Here is a 22,120-nt window from a genome sequence, read left to right as displayed (position 1 = left end):
CAGACGGCCTGATGTTTTTAATCGTCACCAACGGCTAGCGGCCGAACAACTCCGACACCATTTTAACCTGCTCTTCGGTATAAGCCTCGCCGTTAATTTTAGCGGCTAAAACAAATTCGCCGCTGAAACCTTTTTCCGCACAGGCTTCCTGCCAGCCTTGCAATCTTTCCTCATCGGTTAGCTCGTGTTTCACACGGCGTATGGTTTGCACGGTTTGTTTCGTTTGCTGATCCATCTATCTGCCCTCCCTAATCAATCGGCTAAGCGCATAACCGGCCGCGCTGCCAAGCTGCTGACAATCCCATCCGCACCCGCCGCTTCCGCCAATCGATACAACACTTCCTGCGGCATATCGCCATGCCACAAACGGGTAATATTCGCGATAACGGGCAAATGGCTGATTTTACGCACGCGGACAATGGCATCTACATCCAAGCGATAAGGATGATCCGGCTCGAAACTGAGCGTGCCGGCCTCACCGAGAATAATATGGTGATTACCACGCAAAGCAATATGCTCGGCGGCAACCAACCATTCATCGGCACGGTGATGTTTGTCTTTACACAAAACCACCGGCGTATTCAGACGGCCTACTTCATCCTGCAAAGTACGATTACTCATCAACTCACCGCCCAAATACAACACATCGGCCTCCGAGGCCAATGCCGATTCAATCTGACGCACATCGCGTATCCGAACCATCACAGGTTTGCCGCGTTCATGCGCATCAGCAACCACTGCCTGCATGGCGCGGATATGGTTTTTTTCATTGCTATGTTCCGTTACCGCATAAGGGCGGGCGGGCATATAAAACGGATCGGCAAACACCACATCCGCATCCTGCCTGCCGACATCGGCCGCAACAATATCCAACCGTTTGCCGCCGCCGAACGATGCGCCGCGCACGGTAATCACCGTATTGTCAGCTTGGCTTTCGCGGCTGATAATCCGCCATTCGTTTAACACCCGAATCGCCCGCTCCACACCCGGCAAGCTTTCCAACTCATTGGGATGAAACACCCGCTCATCGCCCACCGCACCGATAATCGTGCGCTCTTCCCCACGGGAAACATGCCCCTGCAAACCCTTGCTGCGGATAAATGCCACCACGCGCGTTACCGATTCCGGCGAAGCCTGTTTCTGCATGACGATAATCATCACAATCTCCACATTTTATCTGACCGAATAGTAACAATAATCGGCCGCAGATGCTACCGATACACTGTTTCAGACGGCCTATATGCTATACTTCAAACAACCCTTATTATTCTGATATCATGAAAAATCTGCTCCATTCGGGAAAGTTCTGGCTACGCTTCAGTGTTTTCGGCTTACTGGCTGTTATTGCCGCCGGAATCGGTATGCACACCTTACTACTTTATCTGTTTAGTAACGAGCATATCCAAGCCGCGGCAGACCAGGCCGTCGGTAACCGTTACGAAGTACGTTTCGGCAGTAAAATAGGCCGCACATGGCTGCCCCGCCCTACCGTTACCCTCACCAACGTTACCCTCGGCGCGCGCAACAGCGGCAAACCCGACCTGCATGTTAAAGAAATGCGTATCGGCTTATCGTGGCAAAGTTTATGGGGGCATCCGTCTATCGAAAAATGGGTATGGGAAGAAGCCGAAGCTGATATTACCCACGACAAAAACGGCAGATGGACTTTTCAAGATTTATGGCGCAACCGTAATGACCATATCGGTATTAATCGTTTCATTATTGAAAACAGCCGGATTAACATCCACACTCCCGCAAGCAGCTACCTCACCAAACAATTTAACCTCAAACTGAGCCGTGCTTCGGAACGTAGCTATATTTTTGACATCAACGGCCATACCAACCGCACCGACGATACCATCATAACGTGGGAAAGCAACGGCAAGGCCGAATCTGCCAACCGACAATGGCTGTTGCCTGCCGTACATATCGAAGCGGATATTCCTTTTCAAAACCATCAAACCAAGCTCATGGCCGATGCCGATCTTACCTGGCAGTCACAACAAAACACCCTGCAAACCCGCAACCTGCGCCTGCGTGCCGACAGTAGCTACCATGATCTGCACCTGACAGCGCAAAGCCCACTGATTTTATGGAACGGAAACCGCATCAGCTCGGGGGATATACGCAGCGTGTTTACCGCCGGCTCCGAAGAAGAAGGCAGATGGGACGGATCATTTTCCCTATCCCGCCTCAATCTGCGCCCCACAACGGCAACAGTGGCCAAAATCGATTTAAGCGGCAGTTTCAAACACAACGCACAACAAACCACCTTCAACTTTTCCGCTCCTTTGGATTGGCAGAAAAACCGTGCGCTAACTTCAGACGGCCTGACACTCACCACCTATCAAAACCAATTAAATGCCGCCCCGCAACCACGTTTTTCCAGCCAAATGACTGGTAAGTTTACCTTGTCGGCAAATAAAAACTGGCAACTACAATTAAACGGCCTATTCGACCGGCAGGCCACCCGATTTTCAGCCGACTATATTGCGGCCAACCGACAGCAAGCTGCCACACTGGAAGCACAACTCAGCCTCAGCAAACTCTTACTCGCCCCCTATTGGAAAGACCTTCAAGCCAAAGGCGGTCGGCTTTTCCCAACCTTTTTAAACCGCGAACAGATACCGCAAATCAAAGCCGATATCCATATCGGCAACCTCGCCATACCCGGCCTGCAAATAGATGAGATAGACACCATACTTTATGCCGACAACCGCCGTATCGCCCTCACCAACTTTCGCGCCGGACTATACGGCGGCCATACCGAAGGCGGCATCAGCATTGCCAATACCGACCCGCCCGCCTATCACCTGCAACAAAACACCCATGGCGTACAAATCCGCCCGTTATTACAGGATTTATTAAACTATCACGGCATAGGCGGCACGGGTGATGCCGTGATAGACCTCACCGCCGCAGGAACAGACCGCCGCAGCCTGACACAAACCCTAAACGGCAATCTGCAATTGAACGTTGCCGACGGTGCTTGGTACGGCGTTGATATGGCCAATATTTTAAAAAATCTCAGCAATAATCATGCACCGGGTAAAAACGGGGCGGATGTACAAACACGGTTCCGCCGCTTCTCCCTCAACAGCGAAATCAGCAACGGCATCAGCCGCCATGACAATACAGAATTAACCTCCGATATCCTGCATATCAGCAGCTACGGCCAAACCAATCTCAATACCCAAACCGTTTCGGAAAACCTGCTTATCCGAAATGCTGCCAACCCGAAAGCCAAACCTGTGCCGATAACCATCGGCGGCTCGATCAACAATCCGTCCGTCACCCTAGATTACAACCGCCTCACCGATGGATTGGACTCCCCCGAAGAACGGCAACGCGCTTTGGCCGAAACATTACGCGAACAATGGCAATGGCTCAATAAACCATCTAAATAATATGAAAGGCCGTCTGAAACCTTTCAGACGGCCTTTCATTTAATCAATAAGATACGACACCAAACAATCATGCCAACCCAATCAAACTATCGGTTTATTCACCTGTATCGGGCAGGGTCGCAGAACCCATTCTTTTCAAAATAATATTGGTTCGCGCCCTCAAGCTTTTATCGCGCGGATGTTCCACATAATACAACGGACGTGGCACACGGGCAGCCAATTGTGCCGCCTGCTGCTTGGTCAGCTTTACCACCGGCTTTTTATAAAAATGCTGAGAAGCCGCCTCCGCCCCGAAAATACCGTACCCCCATTCAATCGAATTCAGATACAGCTCAAAAATACGGTCTTTATCGGTGGTCGCCTCCATCATAGCGGTAATCGCGGCTTCTTCGGCTTTGCGCCAATAGCTTCTGCTTTCATTCAAAAACAGATTTTTAGCCAACTGCTGACTGATGGTCGATCCGCCACCGCGTATTTTGCCACTACGCTGGTTGCGCTCAAAGGCATGGCGGATACCGTCCCAATCAAAACCGCTGTGTGCGGCGAAACGGGCATCCTCCGATGCAATCAGGGCTTTTTTCAAATTCACCGAAATTTGATGATAAGGCACCCAACGATAATCCAATGCAATATCTTTCCCTTGCTCGCTGAAAGACTGTATCCGCATGCGCATAAAAGCCGTTTGATTCGGTGCGACAGCACGATAGGTGATAATGCTGCCGTACACATAGGCATTAAAAAGAATAAACACGGCAAACGGCAGAGCAACCAACCATTTAAACACACGCATTACAACACCTCCGCCTCTTTCATATAACGGATAACCGGCACAATATCCGGTTTGAAGCCCCGCCATAATTGATAAGAACAGGCCGCTTGGGCGACCAACATGCCCAAACCGTCCGCCGTTTGCTGCGCTCCGCTCTCACGGGCAAAAGATAGAAAACCGGCCGCTGCCGCACCATATACCATATCGTAGGCCAACAAACACTTCCCGAATACTTTTGCCGATACATCGGGCAGTGCACCATTCAAACTGCCCGAAGTTCCGTTAATAATGATATCGAAATAATCTTCGGGCAATTGATTTAACGGCAATGCCTGAATACCGAAACGTACAGCCAAATCCAAAGCCTTCGCTTCGGTACGGTTGGCAATAGTGATGCCCGCAGGATGTTGCGCCAAAAGTTCGGGCACTACACCCCGTACCGCACCGCCGGCGCCCAAAATCAAAATGCGGCGATTGCGTACAGCCACTCCGCAGGCCTGAACAATATCGTTCACCAAACCCACACCATCGGTATTGTCGCCACGGAAACGCCCGTTACCCAACGGAATAACCGTATTCACCGCACCGGCAACTTCGGCACGCGGCGAAAGCTCGTCCACCCACTGATATGCCTCGGTTTTAAACGGTACGGTAATATTGGCACCCTGCCCGCCATCATCGAAAAACCGCCTGATAACTTGGGCAAACGTATCCGGCTCGGCCAAAATACGGTCATATTGAATCGCCACATTTTCCTGCAAGGCAAACTGCCGGTGAATCTGCGGCGATTTGCTGTGGGCAACGGGATTACCAAAAACCGCATAGCGGGGAAGATTATCCATATCTATATCATCAAACATTCAAATTCGTATCATTATAATATCGAAACACCCATCCAAGCATATTTCAACAATATCAATACATAATCAGCTTGATATAACCCATTGCTTTCAGACGGCCTGCTATTCTTTTTTCTTTACCTTACCAAAGCTTCATATTGCCTGTTGCAACAATATTTATTACACTTTGACACAAAACGATATTCAATACGACATATAATAATTTATTGAGGCATCTCCCTCTGTATACATGGAAAACCACTCAGTCCAAAACAAACAAAATTCAAGGATAGCAAATATGTGGGATAAAAAATGGGTTATCGGCAACTGGAAAATGAATGGCCGTCTGCAAAACAATAATACACTGATGCACCGCTTCCGCATTATGCCGACTGCCGACCATGTTGTTATCGGCCTAGCCGCACCAACTGTTTACCTGCTCCAATTGCACAATGCCATGCAGATTGTTTTAAACAACCGTATTCTGACTTGTGCACAAGACGTAAGCCGTTTTCCCGGTAATGGCGCATACACCGGTGAAGTTTCCGCTGAAATGATGGCTGATATCGGTGTGGATATTGTTCTTATCGGCCACTCGGAACGCAGCCTCTATTTTGGTGAAAAAAATGAAATCCAACGCCAAAAAATGGTCAATGTTTTGAATGTCGGACTAACACCATTATTATGTGTTGGAGAAAGCTTGGAAGAAAGAGAAGCAGGCAGGGAGCAGGAAGTCATTGCCCACCAATTATCTATTTTAGAAGATTTAGGCACTGACAATATCGCTGTCGCATACGAACCAGTATGGGCTATCGGTACCGGCAAAGTTGCCACGACTGATCAAATTGCCGCCATGCACGCTTTTATTCACAAACAAATCTTGTCTTTATGCGGTAACAATGTTAATATCCGCATCCTTTACGGCGGAAGTGTCAACGCAAAAAATGCGGCCGATATTTTTTCCGTACCGCATGTAGACGGTGCTTTGGTAGGCGGCGCATCATTGTCTTACGACTCATTTGCCGCTATTATTGATGCCGCACAAGAAGCATAGAAATTATGGAAGCCTTTAAAACCGTTATTTGGATTATCAACATCTTTTCCGCATTAGCCGTTATCATCCTTGTATTAATGCAACATGGTAAGGGTGCGGATGCGGGTGCCACATTCGGCTCTGGAAGCGGTAGTGCACAAGGTGTATTCGGCTCCGGCGGTAATGCCAATTTTTTAAGCAGAAGCACGGCCATTGCTGCAACAATATTTTTTGCTACTTGCATGGCGATGGTTTATATTAACACCCATTCAAATAAACATGGTTTAGATTTCAGTACTGTCGAACAAAGCGTACCAGCTAATACACAAAGCATATCGACAGATACTGCACCTCAAACACCGGCCTCACAGGGTCAATAATTTAATAATTAAATTTTATGCCGACATGGTGGAATTGGTAGACACGCTATCTTGAGGGGGTAGTGACCGCAGGTCGTATGAGTTCAAGTCTCATTGTCGGCACCACATAAAAAGAAACCGGCTCTTTAATAAAGAGCCGGTTTCTTTTTATGATATCACACCTATTTCTTAGCCATATATCCTACTGATTTTCAAATACTTGAATATACTTCCATTAAAAATATATCCAATCCATATCTATCACTTTTATTATCAATATAATCTTACATTATCGTATAAATCATTAACATCAACAAGATACCTTCAATCTATCTCAAAGGCAGCTTTTTCAACCTTCCAAACAATAAAACCCAATATAAAATATATTTATATCATTGAATTAATTTAATATTTTTTAACTCCATAATAAATTTAATACGCAAACTTTTCTAGACCGTACCACTCCTATCAACACATGTTTCGTAACATGCTATTTTTTATTTCAATTCATAAAAGGATATACAGATGAAAAAATTTACCTTATTGATTTCAACCGCCCTGATGTCTGCTGCTGTTATGGCTGCCCCTGCCAATGGAACAGGAGCTAAAAAAGCAGACAATACAGTTACTGCAGCAAAAACCGGCAAAACAACCCAAAGCCAATCTAAAAGCTCAACGACTGATGCAAAACCTATTAATGCTTCTGATGCCAAAACCGCAAGTGGCGTAAACTTTTAAAAGACTGAATAAAAGAAAATCTTAGGTAGTATTACACTGATAAGCACCTAATCATTATTTTCTTGATAAGTCATTTTAGCCATAAAAAGCCTGTTTCTAAAAACAGGCTTTTTTTCTCGAAAAAATCAATTAATAATATCAAAAGTGGCCAGCAATCCCCCCAGCCCAAATAAACTATTCAAATAAAATAGGCCGTCTGAATATATGCAACCGAATAAGATAAAACCATAAAATAAATACTCATCCAGAACCAAACATTATATTATATTGAAGCTTTCTTTTTTCAGACAGTTATATACAATAAGCTGTGCATCCATTTATTCCGATTTCAACATTTCATGGCAAATAAAATACCGCCCCGTATTCGACACAGAACCCGATCAGCCCCGCCCTTTTGGCAGGCTGATAAACCTTATTTGCATGAACACAACATTAGTGACGTTCGTTTCCGTATTCTCGGCTATTTAATGGCATTATTGGCCGGTGCCATTAATGCCGGCGGATTTTTTGCCGTTGCCCGCTATACTTCCCATGTTACCGGAATCGTTTCTCAAGCAGCCGATATGGCTTACCTAGGGGAATGGAAAATTTTTATCGTGGCGATGCTGAGCCTAAGTTGTTTTATTCTCGGAGCAGCACATTCGAGCTGGATTGTATTGTGGGCAAAACGAAGACGTTTTCGTGGTGGTTTTGGTTTCTCTATGTGGGTAGAAAGCTTATATCTACTGATTTTCGGAATATTGGGGGTTACTGCATTTCAATGGGACAACAGCAATATGCCCTTATTTGCCATATTTTCATTGTGTTTTATTATGGGCATGCACAATACGGTCATAACCATTTTATCCGGTGGGGCTATCCGTTCAACCCATATGACCGGCACGGCAACTGATCTAGGGATTGAAATTTCCAAAATGCTTTATTACAGCCGCAGCGATAACCCCAAGCTGCCTCATGTTAGCGTTAATGTTCCCAAAGCCAAACTACTCAGCGGATTACTTATTGCTTTTATCACCGGCGGCATTATCGGCGCATGGGGCTACCATACCGTCGGCCACCATTTCGCCCTACCCGTCGCACTAATTTTATTTATACTGGGTTTTGGTTCTGTCGGCTATGATGTTAAATTAAGGCTGAAACTAAGATTAATACGCCGCCTGAAACACCATAGAATGCGTAGAAATAAAAAAACTCATAGCAAATAAAATATATACACAAGAATCTTTAAATCACAAAGGCCGTCTGAATCATATAGCCCCAAATGTACTCATTCATCACACGAAAGAAAAACACGGCATCAACAAATGCCGTGTTTTTACTTATCACTTAATACATTCAGACGGCCTTACTGACCGGCTTTCAAGCCTTGCCACAAACGGACACTGAGTTTTACCGCATCAGGTGATTTCGGCAATACAACGAAACTTTTTGCCTTAACCTCATCGCTTGGGAAGATAGAATTATCTTCCGCATACTGTTTATCCATCAGTTCACGGGCAGGTTTGCTGGCAGGTGCGTAGGTAACGGCATTACCATTTTGTGCAGCCACTTTAGGATCTAAAGTATGGCTGATATATTTATGTGCATTGGCAACATTTTGTGCATCTTTCGGAATCATAAACGAATCAATCCAAATACCCACACCAGTTTTCGGCGTCAATACTTGAACATCCACGCCGTTGCCCGCTTCTTTGGCACGGTTTTTGGCAATATTCAAATCACCGCCATAACCAATTGCCACACATAGATTACCGGCAGCCATATCGTCGATATAGCCGGACGAGCTGAAACGCTTCACATCAGGGCGCACTTTCTTCATCATATCTACCGCCGCTTTTAAATCATCGGCATTTTCACTATTGGCATCTTTGCCCAAATAATTCAAAGCCAAAGGAATTTGTTCGGTCGGGCTATCTAAAAAACTGATACCGCATGATTTCAACTTAGCCGTATATTCAGGATTAAACACCAAATCCCATTCATTTTCGGGCAACTGATCTGTACCAAGCGCTTTTTGAACTTGCTCTTTATTTATCGCTAACGTATTAATTCCCCAGAAATACGGTACGGCATATTTATTACCGGGATCCACTTTATCCATCATCGTCAATAATTCGGAATCAATATTGCCATAATTGGCAATTTGATTTTTATCGATTTCTTGATAAGCTCCGGCTTTAATCTGACGGCCTACATTGGCAATTGAGGGTGCTACCAAATCATATCCCGATTTACCGGTCAGCACTTTAGCTTCCAGCGTTTCATTGCTATCATAATAGTCATAACGTACTTTGACGCCGTTGGCTTTTTCAAATTCACTAACGGTTTCCGGCGCCACATAATCCGACCAGTTATAAATATTCAAATCACCCGTTGCCTGTACGGTTTCTTTTTGCTCCCCGCCACTTGCTGCTGCGTTGTCTGCAACTTGTTGCGTATCGCTTCCCGAACCACCACATGCAGCCAAAACCAAGCCTGCCAGTGCAGAAACTAACCAAGTTTTTTTCATCTTTAATATCCTTCAAATACTGTACCCTAACAGGCACAAAAATTACCCTACTACAATTACTCAAACTATATGCAGCAAATGCCAAACACTCGGCAATAGAGCGCATTAAACGGCAAAACACTTTCCAATGCAAGGCTTTACTATAAAAAAACAAACATTTTTTAACAGAACAATCTTACTATTTCCATGAAACAACATCACATCCTATTACCTAATTATTGCACATAACCCAATATTAAAGCCGTCTGAATCTTTCAGACGGCCTCTGCCTACACTTCTGAAGAAAATATAAACAGCCGAAACCTTTTATTAGGTTTCGGCTGTTTCCGGTTACCAAATGAATAATAGATATTGGGTTTGAAAATAAAAAATCTTAATCTTTCTGATCTTTAACTTCTTCAAACTCGGCATCTACAACATCATCATTGTTGTTTTTAGCACCGCCTTCGGCTTGTCCCTCTGCCGCATTGGCTTCGGCTTGTGCCTGCGCATAAACCATCTCGCCTAATTTTTGGCTGGCTGTACCCAAAGCTTCCGCTTTAGCATCGATATCGGCCTTATCTTCACCTTTTACCGCTTCTTCAGCAGCTTTCAAAGCGTCTTCGATTTTGGCTTTTTCATCAGCATCCAATTTATCGCCATAGTCACCCAATGATTTTTTCACAGAATGAATCAAAGCTTCGGCTTGGTTGCGTGATGCTACCAATTCGGTCAGTTTTTTATCTTCTTCCGCATTGGCTTCGGCATCTTTAACCATACGTTCGATTTCTTCCTCGCTCAAACCTGAAGAACCTTGAATGGTAATCTTCGCTTCTTTGCCGGTACCTTTATCTTTGGCAGACACATGCAGAATACCATTGGCATCGATATCAAAAGTTACTTCAATTTGCGGCATACCGCGAGGAGCCGGTGCGATATCGCCTAAATTGAAATTACCCAATGATTTATTGGCAGATGCACGCTCGCGCTCACCTTGCAACACATGAATGGTTACTGCGCTTTGGTTGTCTTCGGCAGTTGAGAACACTTGTGATGCTTTAGTCGGAATAGTGGTGTTTTTATTAATCAACTTGGTCATCACACCGCCCATAGTCTCAATACCCAAAGACAGCGGGGTTACGTCAAGCAGTAAAACATCACTACGGCCGCCACCTAATACTTCACCTTGAATAGCGGCACCGATAGCAACGGCTTCATCAGGGTTCACATCTTTACGCGGCTCTTTGCCGAAGAAAGCTTTAACAGCATCTTGCACTTTAGGCATACGGCTTTGACCGCCGACCAAAATCACATCATCAATATCGCCTACGCTCAAGCCGGCATCTTTTACGGCCACGCGGCAGGGCTCGATAGAGCGTTCAATCAAATCTTCAACCAAGCTTTCAAATTTGGCACGGGTAATTTTCATGGCCAAGTGTTTCGGGCCTGTTGAATCCATAGTGATATAAGGCAGGTTTACTTCTGTTTGTTGGCCGCTAGACAATTCGATTTTGGCTTTTTCGGCAGCTTCTTTCAAACGTTGCAAGGCCATAACATCTTGTTTTAGATCAATTCCTTGCTCTTTTTTGAATTCACTAATAATGTGGTCAATCAAACGTTGGTCGAAGTCTTCGCCACCCAAGAAAGTATCACCGTTGGTTGCCAAAACTTCAAATTGTTTTTCACCGTCAACATCAGCAATTTCAATAATTGAAATATCGAATGTACCGCCACCTAAGTCATAAACGGCAACTTTGCGATCGCCTTTGGTATTTTTATCCATACCGAAAGCCAATGCGGCGGCAGTCGGTTCGTTAATAATACGTTTTACATCCAAACCGGCAATACGGCCGGCATCTTTGGTGGCCTGACGTTGGCTGTCATTAAAGTAAGCAGGAACAGTAATCACAGCTTCCGTTACAGTTTCGCCCAAATAAGCTTCTGCAGCTTGTTTCATTTTACGCAATACTTCGGCAGAAACTTGAGGAGGAGATAATTCTTTACCTTGCGCTTTCACCCAAGCATCGCCATTGTTTGATTTAACGATTTCAAAAGGCATTAAATCAAGGTCTTTTTGTACTTCTTTATCTTCGAATTTATGACCGATTAGCCGTTTGGCAGCATAAATGGTATTTTTAGCGTTGGTTACGGCTTGTCGTTTTGCCGGCGCACCTACCAAGATTTCACCACCATCAAGGTATGCAATCACCGAAGGCGTGGTTCTCGCACCTTCTGCATTTTCAATTACTTTAGTTTGGCCGTTTTCCGAAATAGCCAAACAAGAGTTGGTTGTACCTAAATCGATACCGATAACTTTTGCCATTGTGTTGCTCCTTAAATTTAAATAATAATTTATAAACTTTATTCGAGGTTATCCTCTTGTCGGATTCGTAAATAAGGCGGTTTTGTCACTTTTCAAGCCTGAAATGTCATTTTTTTCATTAAATCTTAATTCAATATTGATTTTTAATTCAAGTGCTTGATTTACTTATCCACAAGATTTTTTCAGACGGCCTATAATTTCATGCCATCTGAAAAATCAACTTCTATTCTCTAATCACATCTTGCAAAAAATTGATTAGCTTTCACTTTCCTTCTTCTTAGCCACCGTTACCATAGCCGGACGCAATACACGGTCGGCGAGTTGGTAGCCTTTTTTCATAATACCTACAATAGTATTCGGCTCCTGTTCACTTTCAACCGTTTGTATAGCCTGATGATAATAAGGATCTAATTTATCACCTTGAGCAGGGTTGATTTCAGTGATTTGAGTATGTTCAAATGCTTTATTTAGTTCGTTTAAAGTCATTTGAACACCTGTTTTTAAAGCATCAAAATTACCACTTTGATCAAGCAACGCCATTTCTAAATAGTCTTTAACCGGCAACATTTCTGCGGCAAATTTTTGACCTGCATATTTATGCGTAGCTTGAACTTCTTCTTGATGGCGACGGCGCAAATTTTGCTCATTGGCCAATCCGCGCAACTGTTCCTCCTTCAATAAGCCCTCTAACTCTGCTACTTTAGCCTCTAAATCTTCATAAGAAGGCTTTTCCTGCGCTTGCTCTTCTGCTTCATTTTCATTGGCTTCAGATGTTTCTAATACATCCTCAACTTCTGTGGGTTGGTTTTGTTCAGTCATCTTTATTTTTCCTATATCTACAGGGAGAAAATTAATAGTGTTTTATATAAGGCCGTCTGAATAATATTCAAGCAGTTTATAAGTAATAATCCGACTATTATTATTTGATAATAAGTATGCATCTATAGTTTTAATCAACAGCATGTGCAAAACGAACAGATTGGATTTTTAATATCTATTTTAGAGAAATAAAAAAAGCAAAGCACATATTGGCTTTGCTTTTTAACTAAAATGCGGAATTTAATGTACGTCTTTCCAATATTCTTTCTTCAAGAAATATGCCAAAGGCAACATAAACGCCATCAAGAAAATCAACACCAGATAGCCGGTACGTTTACGCTGCAACTGAGCCGGTTCACCCATATATACCAAGAAGTTGACTAAGTCTCGCGCATAATCGTCGTATTCTTTAGTAATTACTTTACCATTAGGCAAACGACGCGATTGCAACCCGGTTGATTCCCAATACAGCTTGGGCACCATATTACCATGCTCATCTTTTTCCATAACAGGTTGACCATCTGCATCCAGCTCTACCGCTTGTACGCCTTGGTGCTGCCATAACGGATGCGGCATGCCGACTTTATCAAAAACAGTATTATTCCAACCTGTTGGACGTGTCGGATCTTTATAGAAACCACGCATATAGGCATAAAGATAATCTGCTCCGCGAGAACGGGCAATCAATGTTAGATCCGGAGGTGCTGCGCCAAACCATTTGGTTGCATCTTGAGGATTCATTGCCGACTGCATCACATCACCGACTTTATCGGTGGTAAACATCAGATTTTTCTTAATCTCATCTTCAGACAACCCTATATCCTGTAAACGGTTAAAACGCATACCTGTTGCCGAGTGGCAGGATAAGCAGTAGTTTGTAAAAATCTGTGCGCCACGTTGCAAACTTACTTGGTCTCTTAAGTCGATATCAACTTTTTCATAATGACCGCCCTCTGCGGCTACTGCACTTAGTGGCGCTGCCAATACTAAGGCAGCAACCCATTTTGTTAAAACTTTTTTCATTTTCGCTGCCCTCATTAAATATTGCTTGCAAACAGGTATGCACCGACTACGGTAATGGCAACATAAACAAAGAACATCAGTTTCTGTTTACCTGTACTCATGGTGACACGTTCCGGAACCGGATGGTTTTTATCCAGTTTGGTGTAGAACGGCATACCCAAGAAGAATGCAAAATAAATGAAAGACAGAATACGAGCCACAAGGGTTCGGGTATCGGTTGCAACCATTGCACCTAAAATACCTAAGCCGATGAAAGAGATGATAAACAACACCAGCATCACTTTGAAAATCGGGCCACGATAGCGGACGGATTTAACCGGTGAACGATCAAGCCAAGGCAATAAGGCAATCAATACTACTGCCGCACCCATACCGATCACACCCCAAACTTGTGTACCGAAGAAAGAAGGAATGGCACGCAAAATGGCATAGAATGGTGTGAAGTACCATACCGGTGCAATATGAGCAGGTGTTTTCAACGGGTTAGCAGGGTCAAAGTTTGGTGCTTCAAGGAAGTAGCCCCCACCTTCCGGCGCAAAGAACATCACTGCGCAGAATACAATCAGGAATACCACCACGCCTAAAATATCTTTAACCGTATAGTAAGGATGGAAAGGAATACCATCTAACGGAATACCGTTTTCATCTTTGAGTTTTTTGATTTCAATGCCATCCGGGTTATTTGAACCTACTTCATGCAAGGCAATCAGGTGGGCGGCAACCAAGCCTACCAATACCAGCGGTACGGCAATCACATGCAATGCAAAGAAACGGTTTAAGGTTACATCCGAAACATTGAAGTCGCCACGAATCCATGTAGATAAGTCAGGACCGATAACGGGAATTGCCGCAAACAGATTAATAATCACCTGCGCGCCCCAGAAAGACATTTGCCCCCAAGGCAGCAGATAACCCATAAAGGCTTCAGCCATCAATGCAAGGAAAATCAGAGAGCCGAATACCCACACCAATTCGCGCGGCTTTTTAAACGAACCGTAAATCAATCCGCGGAACATATGCAGATAAACCACAATGAAGAACATAGATGCACCAGTAGAGTGCATATAACGGATAATCCAACCACCGGATACATCTCGCATAATGTATTCAACAGCGGTAAATGCGGCAGGCAGATGGTACTCATTCAGATTACCATCCGGCTTATAGTTCATGGTTAAGAAGATACCACTGACAATTTGGATAACGAGCACCAACATTGCCAACGAGCCGAAGAAGTACCAGAAATTAAAGTTTTTAGGCGCGTAATACTCGGTTACGTGCTCTTTCATCATTGAAGACAAAGGGAACCGTGCGTCCACCCAGCCTAACAATGATTTTTTTTCATTATTGGTTTGGTTTGCCATGATAAGTCCCTTTATTTGTCGTCACCAACCAAAATGGTGGTATCGCTCAAGTATTTATAGGGTGGAATAATCAGATTGGTAGGTGCAGGTACACCTTTGAAAACACGGCCGGCCAAATCGAATTTAGAGCCGTGACACGGGCAGAAAAAGCCACCTTTCCAGCCCGGGCCCAAGTCTGCAGGGGCGACATCAGGACGGAAAGTGGGTGAACAGCCCAAATGAGTACAAATACCGATTGCAACAAAAATATTAGGCTTAATCGAACGGGTTTCGTTTTTACAGTATTCCGGCTGTTGCTCCACCTCAGAATTTGGGTCGACCATTTCACCATTCAGACTGACTAAGTCTTTTTGTTGTGTTTCAGTACGATTCAGAACCCAAATCGGTTTGCCCTGCCATTCGGCAGTAATCAGTTGTCCGGGTTCGATTTTACTCACATCTACTTCGATAGGCGCACCGGCAGCTTTTGCTTTTTCGGAAGGGAAAAAGCTGGCCAAAAACGGCGTAGCGACACCGAGCGCGGCCACACCGCCGGCACCGGCTGTCGCCAACGTCAGAAAGCGGCGGCGGCTTTGGTTGATTTCTTGATTTTCCATTATTCAGTCATCCTAATTATTGGGAATACCGAGCCATTAAACTCTTTAATTCTACCTGATTTTGTAGGGATACTTAAAGTATTATTTAAAATAAGGTAAAAGTTTTCGTGTGTTTTTTGATTTTATGCGGGGTTTTGTTCATCGAAAAATACATTTTCAATATCAAATTTTGCCGCCAACGCATCTCCTAATGCACGAATACCATAGCGCTCGGTGGCATGGTGGCCTGCACTGATAAAAGCGGTGTCAGTTTCATTGGCCAAATGAAATTGCGCCTCAGAAATCTCACCGGTCAGATACACATCGGCTCTTTCGTCGATGGCCGTCTGAAAGAAACCTTGCGCCCCGCCCGTACACCAAACAATCTTTTCTACCAAACGGTTGCCCTGCCCCACTGCTGTCGGAACACGACCAAGCTTTTGCTGCAGCTGTCGGCATAACTCATCAAGCGTTTGCGGCTGTTTCAGACGGCCTGAATTCAACAAATTCTGTTCACCAAATCGTTTTTCTGTTTCCCAGTCCATCAATTTAGCCAGCTGGGCATTATTGCCGAGCACCGGATGGGCATCTAAAGGCAGATGATAGCCTGCCATATTGATTTCATTTTTGAGCAACGTTTCAATACGTGCTTTTTTCCAGCCTGTAATGGTTATGGGTTCGCTTTTCCAAAACAAGCCGTGATGTACCAATAACATATCGGCCTTTTGCTCCACTGCGTAGTTAACCGCAGCCAAACTAGCGGTAACAGCGGTGACAACTTTTCGGATTTCGTTTCTACCTTCAACTTGCAACCCATTAGGTGCATAATCTTGAAATAGCGATATCTGTAAAGTTTCGCTGCACCAGTCCAATATGGTCTGTCGCGTGATCATACATTTTCTTTCTTTAAATTGACTGTTAAAACATAGAGATTTGAATTTAAATACTTTACCATTACAGCTATCAACAACTGTTGATAAAAATCAGATTGAGTTTTACTTTTTGATTTCAGACTAATAAACAAAATATGCCATTAAACACTTTTTGATTTAATCTCCAATCTCGGGCGCATTGTACTGTAAAAGCTTGAGGTGATGGCTTGAAGAAGCCAATAAACTGTTAAGTCAATATAAATCGAACAAGATAGTACGCCCTTGCATATACAAAGCCGTACTGCTCCGTTAAAATCTAGGCCGTCTGAAACACACAAAAAAGGAAACGACCATGTCTCGTATGGTTTACTGTGTCAAACTGGGCAAAGAAGCCCCCGGCATGAAATTCCCCCCTCTGCCCAATGCATTAGGTAAACGGATTTTTGAAAATGTATCCCAAGAAGCATGGGAAGCTTGGACCCGCCATCAAACCATGCTGATTAATGAAAATCGGTTGAGCTTAGCCGATCCGCGTGCCAGAGAGTATCTTGCCCAGCAAATGGAAAATTACTTTTTTGGAGACGGTACTGCCGACCAGGCAGCAGGCTATGTCCCTCAAGAGTAACGTAAAATCATATTCAATCTGCCTATGCAGATAAGTTTATCTGTCTTTGATTTTCACAGCCTGTCGAAACAACATTCGGCAGGCTGTAAATTTATAGTTATTGCTAGCAGTGAAACCGATATTTCCCTTCTGATATGTTTCCCGAGCAAACTTGCCAAATGCGGCAAACTTATAATATAAACGTGTTTCCTCTTATTTTTCAGACGGCCTTATTATGAAAAAAGATCATCTCAACAGCCAAGATTTTGATTTATGGCAAACACTCCGTCAAGAAACCGAGCAAGCTGTCCAGTCCGAGCCGTTGCTGGCCAGCTTCCTACACCAAACCGTATTACGCCACCAATCGCTTGATTCGGTTTTGGCTTATCATTTATCAAGCAAACTTTCCAGCCCGGTTATGGATGCGCGCGCTTTATTTGAAATGTACCAACAGGCATTATGCTGCGACAGCAATATTATCGAGGCTGTCAAACTGGATTTGCTGGCCTGTTATGAGCGCGACCCTGCTTGTGACGAATATTCACTGCCATTGCTGTATTTCAAAGGTTTTCATGCTATTCAGGCGCACCGCATCAACCATTGGCTGTATAACGACGGCCGTAAAACACTGGCTTATTTCCTACAAAACCGCTCATCTGAAGTTTTTGGTGTCGATATCCACCCTGCCGCACGTTTCGGCCACGGTTTGATGCTTGACCATGCGACCGGATTTGTAGCGGGTGAAACCGCCGTGCTTGGCAATAATATTTCTATTCTTCATGGTGTTACCCTTGGTGGTTCGGGCAAAGAAAGCGGCGACCGCCATCCGAAAGTCGGCGATGGTGTGATGATTGGTGCCAATGCTTCGATTTTAGGCAATATCTACATTGGCGAATATGCCAAAGTCGGTGCCGGCAGTGTGGTTGTATATGATGTACCACCGCACAGCACGGTTGTAGGTGTACCAGCCAAAGCAACGGGAAAATCTGCTAACAATCCCGCCAAAGAAATGGATCAAAGTATGGATTTTATTGATTTTATGATTTAAGGTTATTTAACAGTAATAATATTTATAGCGAAACAATCAAACTCATCTATGTTCAAAAAGGCCGTCTGAAAATTTTCAAGATTTCAGACGGCCTTTGGATTGTGTAGCTTTGATTAGCGTGGTGCCACCATATCTTCAGGTTTTACCAACTCATCAAACTGTTCACCAGTCAGCAAATTCAATTCAATTGCGGTTTCACGCAAAGACTTGTTGTTTTTATAAGCGGTTTTCGCTACTTTGGCAGCATTTTCATAACCGATTTGACGGTTCAATGCAGTCACCAACATCAATGAATGATGCAGGAAGTAGTCGATTTTTTCCGGTACTGGTTCGATACCTACGGCGCAGTTGTCGTTGAAGCTGTTGCAGGCATCGCCGAGCAGGCGGATAGATTGCAACAGGTTGTAGCCGATAACAGGCATATAAACATTCAACTCGAAGTTACCGGAAGCACCGGCCATGCCGATAGTCACATCGTTACCGAATACTTGGCAGCACACCATCGTCATTGCTTCGCACTGGGTCGGATTCACTTTACCCGGCATAATAGAAGAACCTGGCTCATTTTCAGGAATCTTAATCTCGCCCAAGCCGCAACGCGGACCGCTAGACAACCAACGGATATCATTGGCGATTTTATTCAAGCTGGCAGCCAAAGTTTTCAGTGCGCCCGAAGCGTAAACACTAGCATCACGGCCGGCCAAAGCTTCGAATTTATTCGGTGCGGTCACAAACGGCAAACCGGATAGCTCAGCTAGTTTGGCAGCCGCTTTTACGGCATACTCCGGATGACTGTTCAAACCGGTGCCGACAGCCGTACCGCCCAAAGGCAGCTCATACAAGCCTTTCAAGGCATCATTCAAACGATCCAAACCATGATCCAGTTGGCTTACATAACCTGAAAACTCTTGCCCCAAAGTCAACGGCGTCGCATCTTGTAAGTGCGTACGGCCGATTTTCACAATAGATGCGAACTCTTGAGCTTTTTTGTCTAAAGTATCACGCAAAGCTTTAACGGCTGGAATCAACAAACGGTTGATTTCAATAGCAGCGGCAACATGAATAGAGGTTGGGAACGAATCGTTGGTGGATTGCGCATGGTTGACATGATCATTCGGGTGAACAGGTTTGTAAGCAGCCAAGCCTGTTCCGGCAATTTCATTGGCGCGGTTGGCCAACACTTCGTTCATATTCATATTGGATTGTGTGCCCGAACCGGTTTGCCACACGACCAAGGGGAACTGCCCGTTTAATTTACCGGCCAATACATCATCAGCCGCCTGAACAATCAAATCCGCCTGTTTTTGCTCGATACGGCCTAAAGAGGAATTGGTATAAGCCGCTGCTTTTTTCACCAAAGCCATGGCATTGATTAACGGCTGCGGTAAAGTCTCACCACCGATTTTAAAATTATCACGGCTGCGTTGGGTCTGTGCACCCCAATAGGCCTCCGAAGGGACTTCCACCTCACCCATCGTGTCGTGTTCGGTACGGGTATTCATCATATCGCTCCTTTATTTAAATTGTTTACATAAAACACGGTCAGGCAGCTATCCTACATAAAACAAAAAGCAGATACAACTATCATGCTTAAAATAACTGTTTCCTAATATCAAACCAATCGCTACCACTTTGATAAAACATAAATTGAGCGAGCATTAAATCTATACAATCAGGCCGTCTGAAACCTTTCAGACGGCCTGATTGTATAGGTTCGAATCACTCCGCATCATTCATGACGGCTACCTTTTTCCCTACTGCCATAAGCCTGCGTAATACGGTCGATAATAATCGCCAAAATCACAATTGCCGCCCCTGCTTCGACACCCTGCCCGATATTCAACGTTTGAACCGCCTGCAAAACATATTCGCCCAAGCCGCGCGCACCAATCATAGACGCCAGCACCACCATACCCAACGACATCATCACCGCCTGATTAATACCCGCCATAATGCTGGGCTTGGCCTGCGGCAACAATACCCATTTGAGCAGCTGCCAACGGTTGCTGCCGAAAGCAATCGCCGCTTCAATCATTTGCGGGCTGACTTGACGAATACCGAGTGCAGTCAGTCGGATAAGCGGAGCCAGTGCATACACCACCGTCGCAAACAGCGCCGGCACTTTACCGATACCGAACAACATCAACACCGGAATCAGATACACAAAACTGGGCATGGTCTGCATCACATCCAACACCGGCGACAGCAATTGGTACAGCCGTTTGCGGTATGCAGTAAAAATACCGACCGGAATACCGATTATCATGGTCAGCAACACCGATGCCGTCAACAGCGCGATAGTCTGCATCAAGGCTTCCCACAAACCAAACGAACCGATGGTATAAAAACCGAACATACACAACAAGGCAAACCACCATTTATGCGTTGCATGCAGCCCGATAGCGCCGACCACCAAAATCACCAACCATGCGGGAACAGTTTGTAACAACCGTTCCAATGGCAGCAAAATCCGTAAAGTCACTTCACCGGCGCTGCGTAGCTGTTCACCGTGTTTTTGTACGGTATTTTTCAAGCTTTTATTCAGGCCGTCTGAAATAGACCAAGTACGGAAAATCCCACTGCTTTCCGGCGCAGCCACACCGAGCGCCTCACTCAGACGGCCTGCCGCTTCTTCGGAAACCCATTGCTGCCAAACATGGGGGTTTTGCTTCAAAAAAAGCTGCGCCTGCTCTTCACCGCTGCGTTGGTTTTCAGACATTTCCAAAATGGCACGGTTAAGCATATCCGGCTCGAATTGCAGCCGCTTAATCATCTCAACCAAATCGGGATGCGCTTCCATAAAAGGTGTGGAAACTGCCACCGCCAACTTAGAAACCGGATAACCGGATACACAACGGTTTTGACTATTGGCATCTAATATGGTCGCCCAACATGCGGCATTATGTTCGGGAAATTCCAGCGGTTCGAAACGGTATTTAGCCATTAAGCCGGTCGGCTGCCAGTAATAAAACAAAATCGGCCTTTTTTGTTCGTATGCCGACGTTATCTCTGCATCCAATGCCGCGCCTGTGCCGGGACGGACATTATCAAACACCTCGCCCAACCCTGTGTTATCCAGCAGGCGGCTGTTGGCAATTTCACACGTCCAGCCCGACGGACAATTTAAAAAGCGTGCCCGTTGCGGAGCTTCGGGATCGGGGAACAAATAAGCAAATTTTTTCAAATCTTCTATGCTATTTAAATCAGAATGTTCCTGCTTCACATAGTCCGGCACATACCATCCCTGTGTAGCCCCGCCTTTCAGCGTATCCCCGACAACTGCTGCTTTATGCTCATCAACCGCTTTTTGCATCACAGGCGAACGGCCAATCCATTGCTCGGCAATAATCTGAATATCATTCTGCGCCAATGCCGTTTCCAATGCCGTGCCCGTACCGGGTACCGTAGAAGTTTGGCAGCCGTAGCCATCTTGCAAAATGGTATTCAAAACCGCCGTTGTAAACTGGCCGCTTTCCCAATCCAAGCCGGCCAATTTAATGGTTTGCCCATCCTCACAAGCCGCGGCAGCAAACGGGGCGGTGAGCATCAGCACCATAACAAAATACAAATATTTTAAAAACTTCATAAAACCAACCTTTGGCGGTACAACCCAAACCACATTACGGCTCGGGTGAGAATAATGGTTATTGCTTGAATATGCCGTCGGCACATATTCGCCGGTAATGTCTTTTGCTGACCATTATAAAGACAGACCGTTTACTCTTGTGGCAAAAACGATAAAGAAAGGTTTCACACTGCACCAACAATCAAAACAAAGTGGCGCACGATCATGCCAACAAGTCTTCGTCTAAAAAAGCGCAAAATGCCACCCTGTCATCATATTTTCTCAAGACTATCG

20 protein-coding genes and 1 tRNA gene are annotated in these 22,120 nt (G+C 44.9%); 8 read left to right on the top strand and 13 right to left on the bottom strand.

Annotated elements, in window-relative coordinates; translation table 11 throughout:
* Nucleotides 1-34 precede the first annotated feature (34 nt).
* Both D0T92_RS02915 and D0T92_RS02910 read right to left on the bottom strand, forming a co-directional pair.
* On the bottom strand, nucleotides 35-235 hold the full coding sequence (locus D0T92_RS02915; RefSeq protein WP_151050059.1) for a hypothetical protein: 201 nt from the start codon (nucleotides 233-235) through the stop codon (nucleotides 35-37).
* 17 nt (nucleotides 236-252) lie between these two features.
* Nucleotides 253-1,158: a chorismate mutase gene (locus tag D0T92_RS02910; protein ID WP_151050057.1), complete on the bottom strand. Its 906-nt coding sequence runs from the start codon at nucleotides 1,156-1,158 to the stop codon at nucleotides 253-255.
* A 119-nt stretch (nucleotides 1,159-1,277) separates the two neighbouring features.
* On the opposite strand from D0T92_RS02910, the gene D0T92_RS02905 reads away from it, so the two are divergent.
* Nucleotides 1,278-3,407 carry an AsmA family protein gene (locus D0T92_RS02905; protein WP_191963660.1) on the top strand — a complete coding sequence of 710 codons (2,130 nt, stop codon included), beginning with the start codon at nucleotides 1,278-1,280 and terminating at the stop codon, nucleotides 3,405-3,407.
* A gap of 94 nt (nucleotides 3,408-3,501) precedes the next feature.
* Here the strand turns inward: D0T92_RS02905 and mtgA are convergent, their stop codons facing one another.
* Both mtgA and aroE read right to left on the bottom strand, forming a co-directional pair.
* Nucleotides 3,502-4,197: a monofunctional biosynthetic peptidoglycan transglycosylase gene (mtgA, locus tag D0T92_RS02900; RefSeq protein WP_151050053.1), complete on the bottom strand. Its 696-nt coding sequence runs from the start codon at nucleotides 4,195-4,197 to the stop codon at nucleotides 3,502-3,504.
* Nucleotides 4,197-5,018 carry a shikimate dehydrogenase gene (aroE, locus tag D0T92_RS02895; RefSeq protein ID WP_151052949.1) on the bottom strand — a complete coding sequence of 274 codons (822 nt, stop codon included), beginning with the start codon at nucleotides 5,016-5,018 and terminating at the stop codon, nucleotides 4,197-4,199. The genes mtgA and aroE overlap by 1 nt, the downstream gene beginning before the upstream one ends.
* 295 nt (nucleotides 5,019-5,313) lie before the next feature.
* Here aroE and tpiA point away from each other — a divergent pair, with 295 nt between their 5' ends.
* The 5 genes from tpiA to D0T92_RS02870 all read left to right on the top strand — a co-directional run bounded on the left by tpiA (nucleotide 5,314) and on the right by D0T92_RS02870 (nucleotide 8,350).
* Nucleotides 5,314-6,069: a triose-phosphate isomerase gene (tpiA, locus tag D0T92_RS02890; protein WP_151050051.1), complete on the top strand. Its 756-nt coding sequence runs from the start codon at nucleotides 5,314-5,316 to the stop codon at nucleotides 6,067-6,069.
* Nucleotides 6,070-6,074: 5 nt separating this feature from the next.
* Nucleotides 6,075-6,428 (top strand): preprotein translocase subunit SecG, encoded by a 354-nt coding sequence (gene secG / locus D0T92_RS02885; protein WP_151050049.1) that lies wholly within the window; start codon nucleotides 6,075-6,077, stop codon nucleotides 6,426-6,428.
* A 19-nt stretch (nucleotides 6,429-6,447) separates the two neighbouring features.
* Nucleotides 6,448-6,533 (top strand) — tRNA-Leu (locus D0T92_RS02880).
* A gap of 399 nt (nucleotides 6,534-6,932) precedes the next feature.
* On the top strand, nucleotides 6,933-7,145 hold the full coding sequence (locus D0T92_RS02875) for a hypothetical protein (protein WP_151050047.1): 213 nt from the start codon (nucleotides 6,933-6,935) through the stop codon (nucleotides 7,143-7,145).
* 338 nt (nucleotides 7,146-7,483) lie between these two features.
* On the top strand, nucleotides 7,484-8,350 hold the full coding sequence (locus D0T92_RS02870; protein ID WP_151050045.1) for a YoaK family protein: 867 nt from the start codon (nucleotides 7,484-7,486) through the stop codon (nucleotides 8,348-8,350).
* Nucleotides 8,351-8,490: 140 nt separating this feature from the next.
* On the opposite strand, the gene D0T92_RS02865 is transcribed toward D0T92_RS02870, so the two are convergent.
* From D0T92_RS02865 to D0T92_RS02835, 7 genes are all read right to left on the bottom strand, one after another.
* Complete coding sequence (locus D0T92_RS02865; protein ID WP_151050043.1) at nucleotides 8,491-9,654, bottom strand: polyamine ABC transporter substrate-binding protein; 1,164 nt, start codon at nucleotides 9,652-9,654, stop codon at nucleotides 8,491-8,493.
* A 373-nt stretch (nucleotides 9,655-10,027) separates the two neighbouring features.
* Nucleotides 10,028-11,956, bottom strand: coding sequence for a molecular chaperone DnaK (gene dnaK, locus D0T92_RS02860; protein ID WP_151050041.1), 1,929 nt, complete (start codon nucleotides 11,954-11,956; stop codon nucleotides 10,028-10,030).
* Between the two features lie 255 nt (nucleotides 11,957-12,211).
* Entirely contained in the window at nucleotides 12,212-12,775 is a 564-nt protein-coding gene (gene grpE, locus D0T92_RS02855) for a nucleotide exchange factor GrpE (protein WP_151050039.1), read from the bottom strand.
* A gap of 240 nt (nucleotides 12,776-13,015) precedes the next feature.
* A complete protein-coding gene (locus D0T92_RS02850; RefSeq protein WP_151050037.1) occupies nucleotides 13,016-13,813 on the bottom strand; it encodes a cytochrome c1 in 798 nt (265 codons plus the stop codon).
* Entirely contained in the window at nucleotides 13,813-15,162 is a 1,350-nt protein-coding gene (locus tag D0T92_RS02845; protein WP_151050035.1) for a cytochrome b, read from the bottom strand. Before D0T92_RS02845 ends, D0T92_RS02850 begins: the two co-directional genes overlap by 1 nt.
* Nucleotides 15,163-15,173: 11 nt before the next feature.
* Nucleotides 15,174-15,758 carry a ubiquinol-cytochrome c reductase iron-sulfur subunit gene (petA, locus tag D0T92_RS02840; RefSeq protein WP_151050034.1) on the bottom strand — a complete coding sequence of 195 codons (585 nt, stop codon included), beginning with the start codon at nucleotides 15,756-15,758 and terminating at the stop codon, nucleotides 15,174-15,176.
* Between the two features lie 122 nt (nucleotides 15,759-15,880).
* On the bottom strand, nucleotides 15,881-16,630 hold the full coding sequence (locus tag D0T92_RS02835) for a Nif3-like dinuclear metal center hexameric protein (protein ID WP_151050032.1): 750 nt from the start codon (nucleotides 16,628-16,630) through the stop codon (nucleotides 15,881-15,883).
* A gap of 331 nt (nucleotides 16,631-16,961) precedes the next feature.
* On the opposite strand from D0T92_RS02835, the gene D0T92_RS02830 reads away from it, so the two are divergent.
* Both D0T92_RS02830 and cysE read left to right on the top strand, forming a co-directional pair.
* Nucleotides 16,962-17,234, top strand: a complete 273-nt coding sequence (locus tag D0T92_RS02830) for an oxidative damage protection protein (RefSeq protein WP_151050030.1) — start codon at nucleotides 16,962-16,964, stop codon at nucleotides 17,232-17,234.
* A 214-nt stretch (nucleotides 17,235-17,448) separates the two neighbouring features.
* Nucleotides 17,449-18,261, top strand: coding sequence for a serine O-acetyltransferase (gene cysE / locus D0T92_RS02825; protein ID WP_151050028.1), 813 nt, complete (start codon nucleotides 17,449-17,451; stop codon nucleotides 18,259-18,261).
* Between the two features lie 113 nt (nucleotides 18,262-18,374).
* Here the strand turns inward: cysE and fumC are convergent, their stop codons facing one another.
* Nucleotides 18,375-19,763 carry a class II fumarate hydratase gene (gene fumC / locus D0T92_RS02820; protein WP_151052948.1) on the bottom strand — a complete coding sequence of 463 codons (1,389 nt, stop codon included), beginning with the start codon at nucleotides 19,761-19,763 and terminating at the stop codon, nucleotides 18,375-18,377.
* Between the two features lie 227 nt (nucleotides 19,764-19,990).
* Nucleotides 19,991-21,847 (bottom strand): glycine betaine ABC transporter substrate-binding protein, encoded by a 1,857-nt coding sequence (locus tag D0T92_RS02815; RefSeq protein WP_151050026.1) that lies wholly within the window; start codon nucleotides 21,845-21,847, stop codon nucleotides 19,991-19,993.
* Between the last annotated feature and the right edge of the window lie 273 nt (nucleotides 21,848-22,120).

Origin of the sequence: Neisseria zalophi (assembly GCF_008807015.1) — a bacterium.
GTDB lineage: Bacteria > Pseudomonadota > Gammaproteobacteria > Burkholderiales > Neisseriaceae > Neisseria > Neisseria zalophi.
Note: the sequence above shows the minus strand (reverse complement) of the source record. Positions and strands in the feature narration are given on the sequence as shown.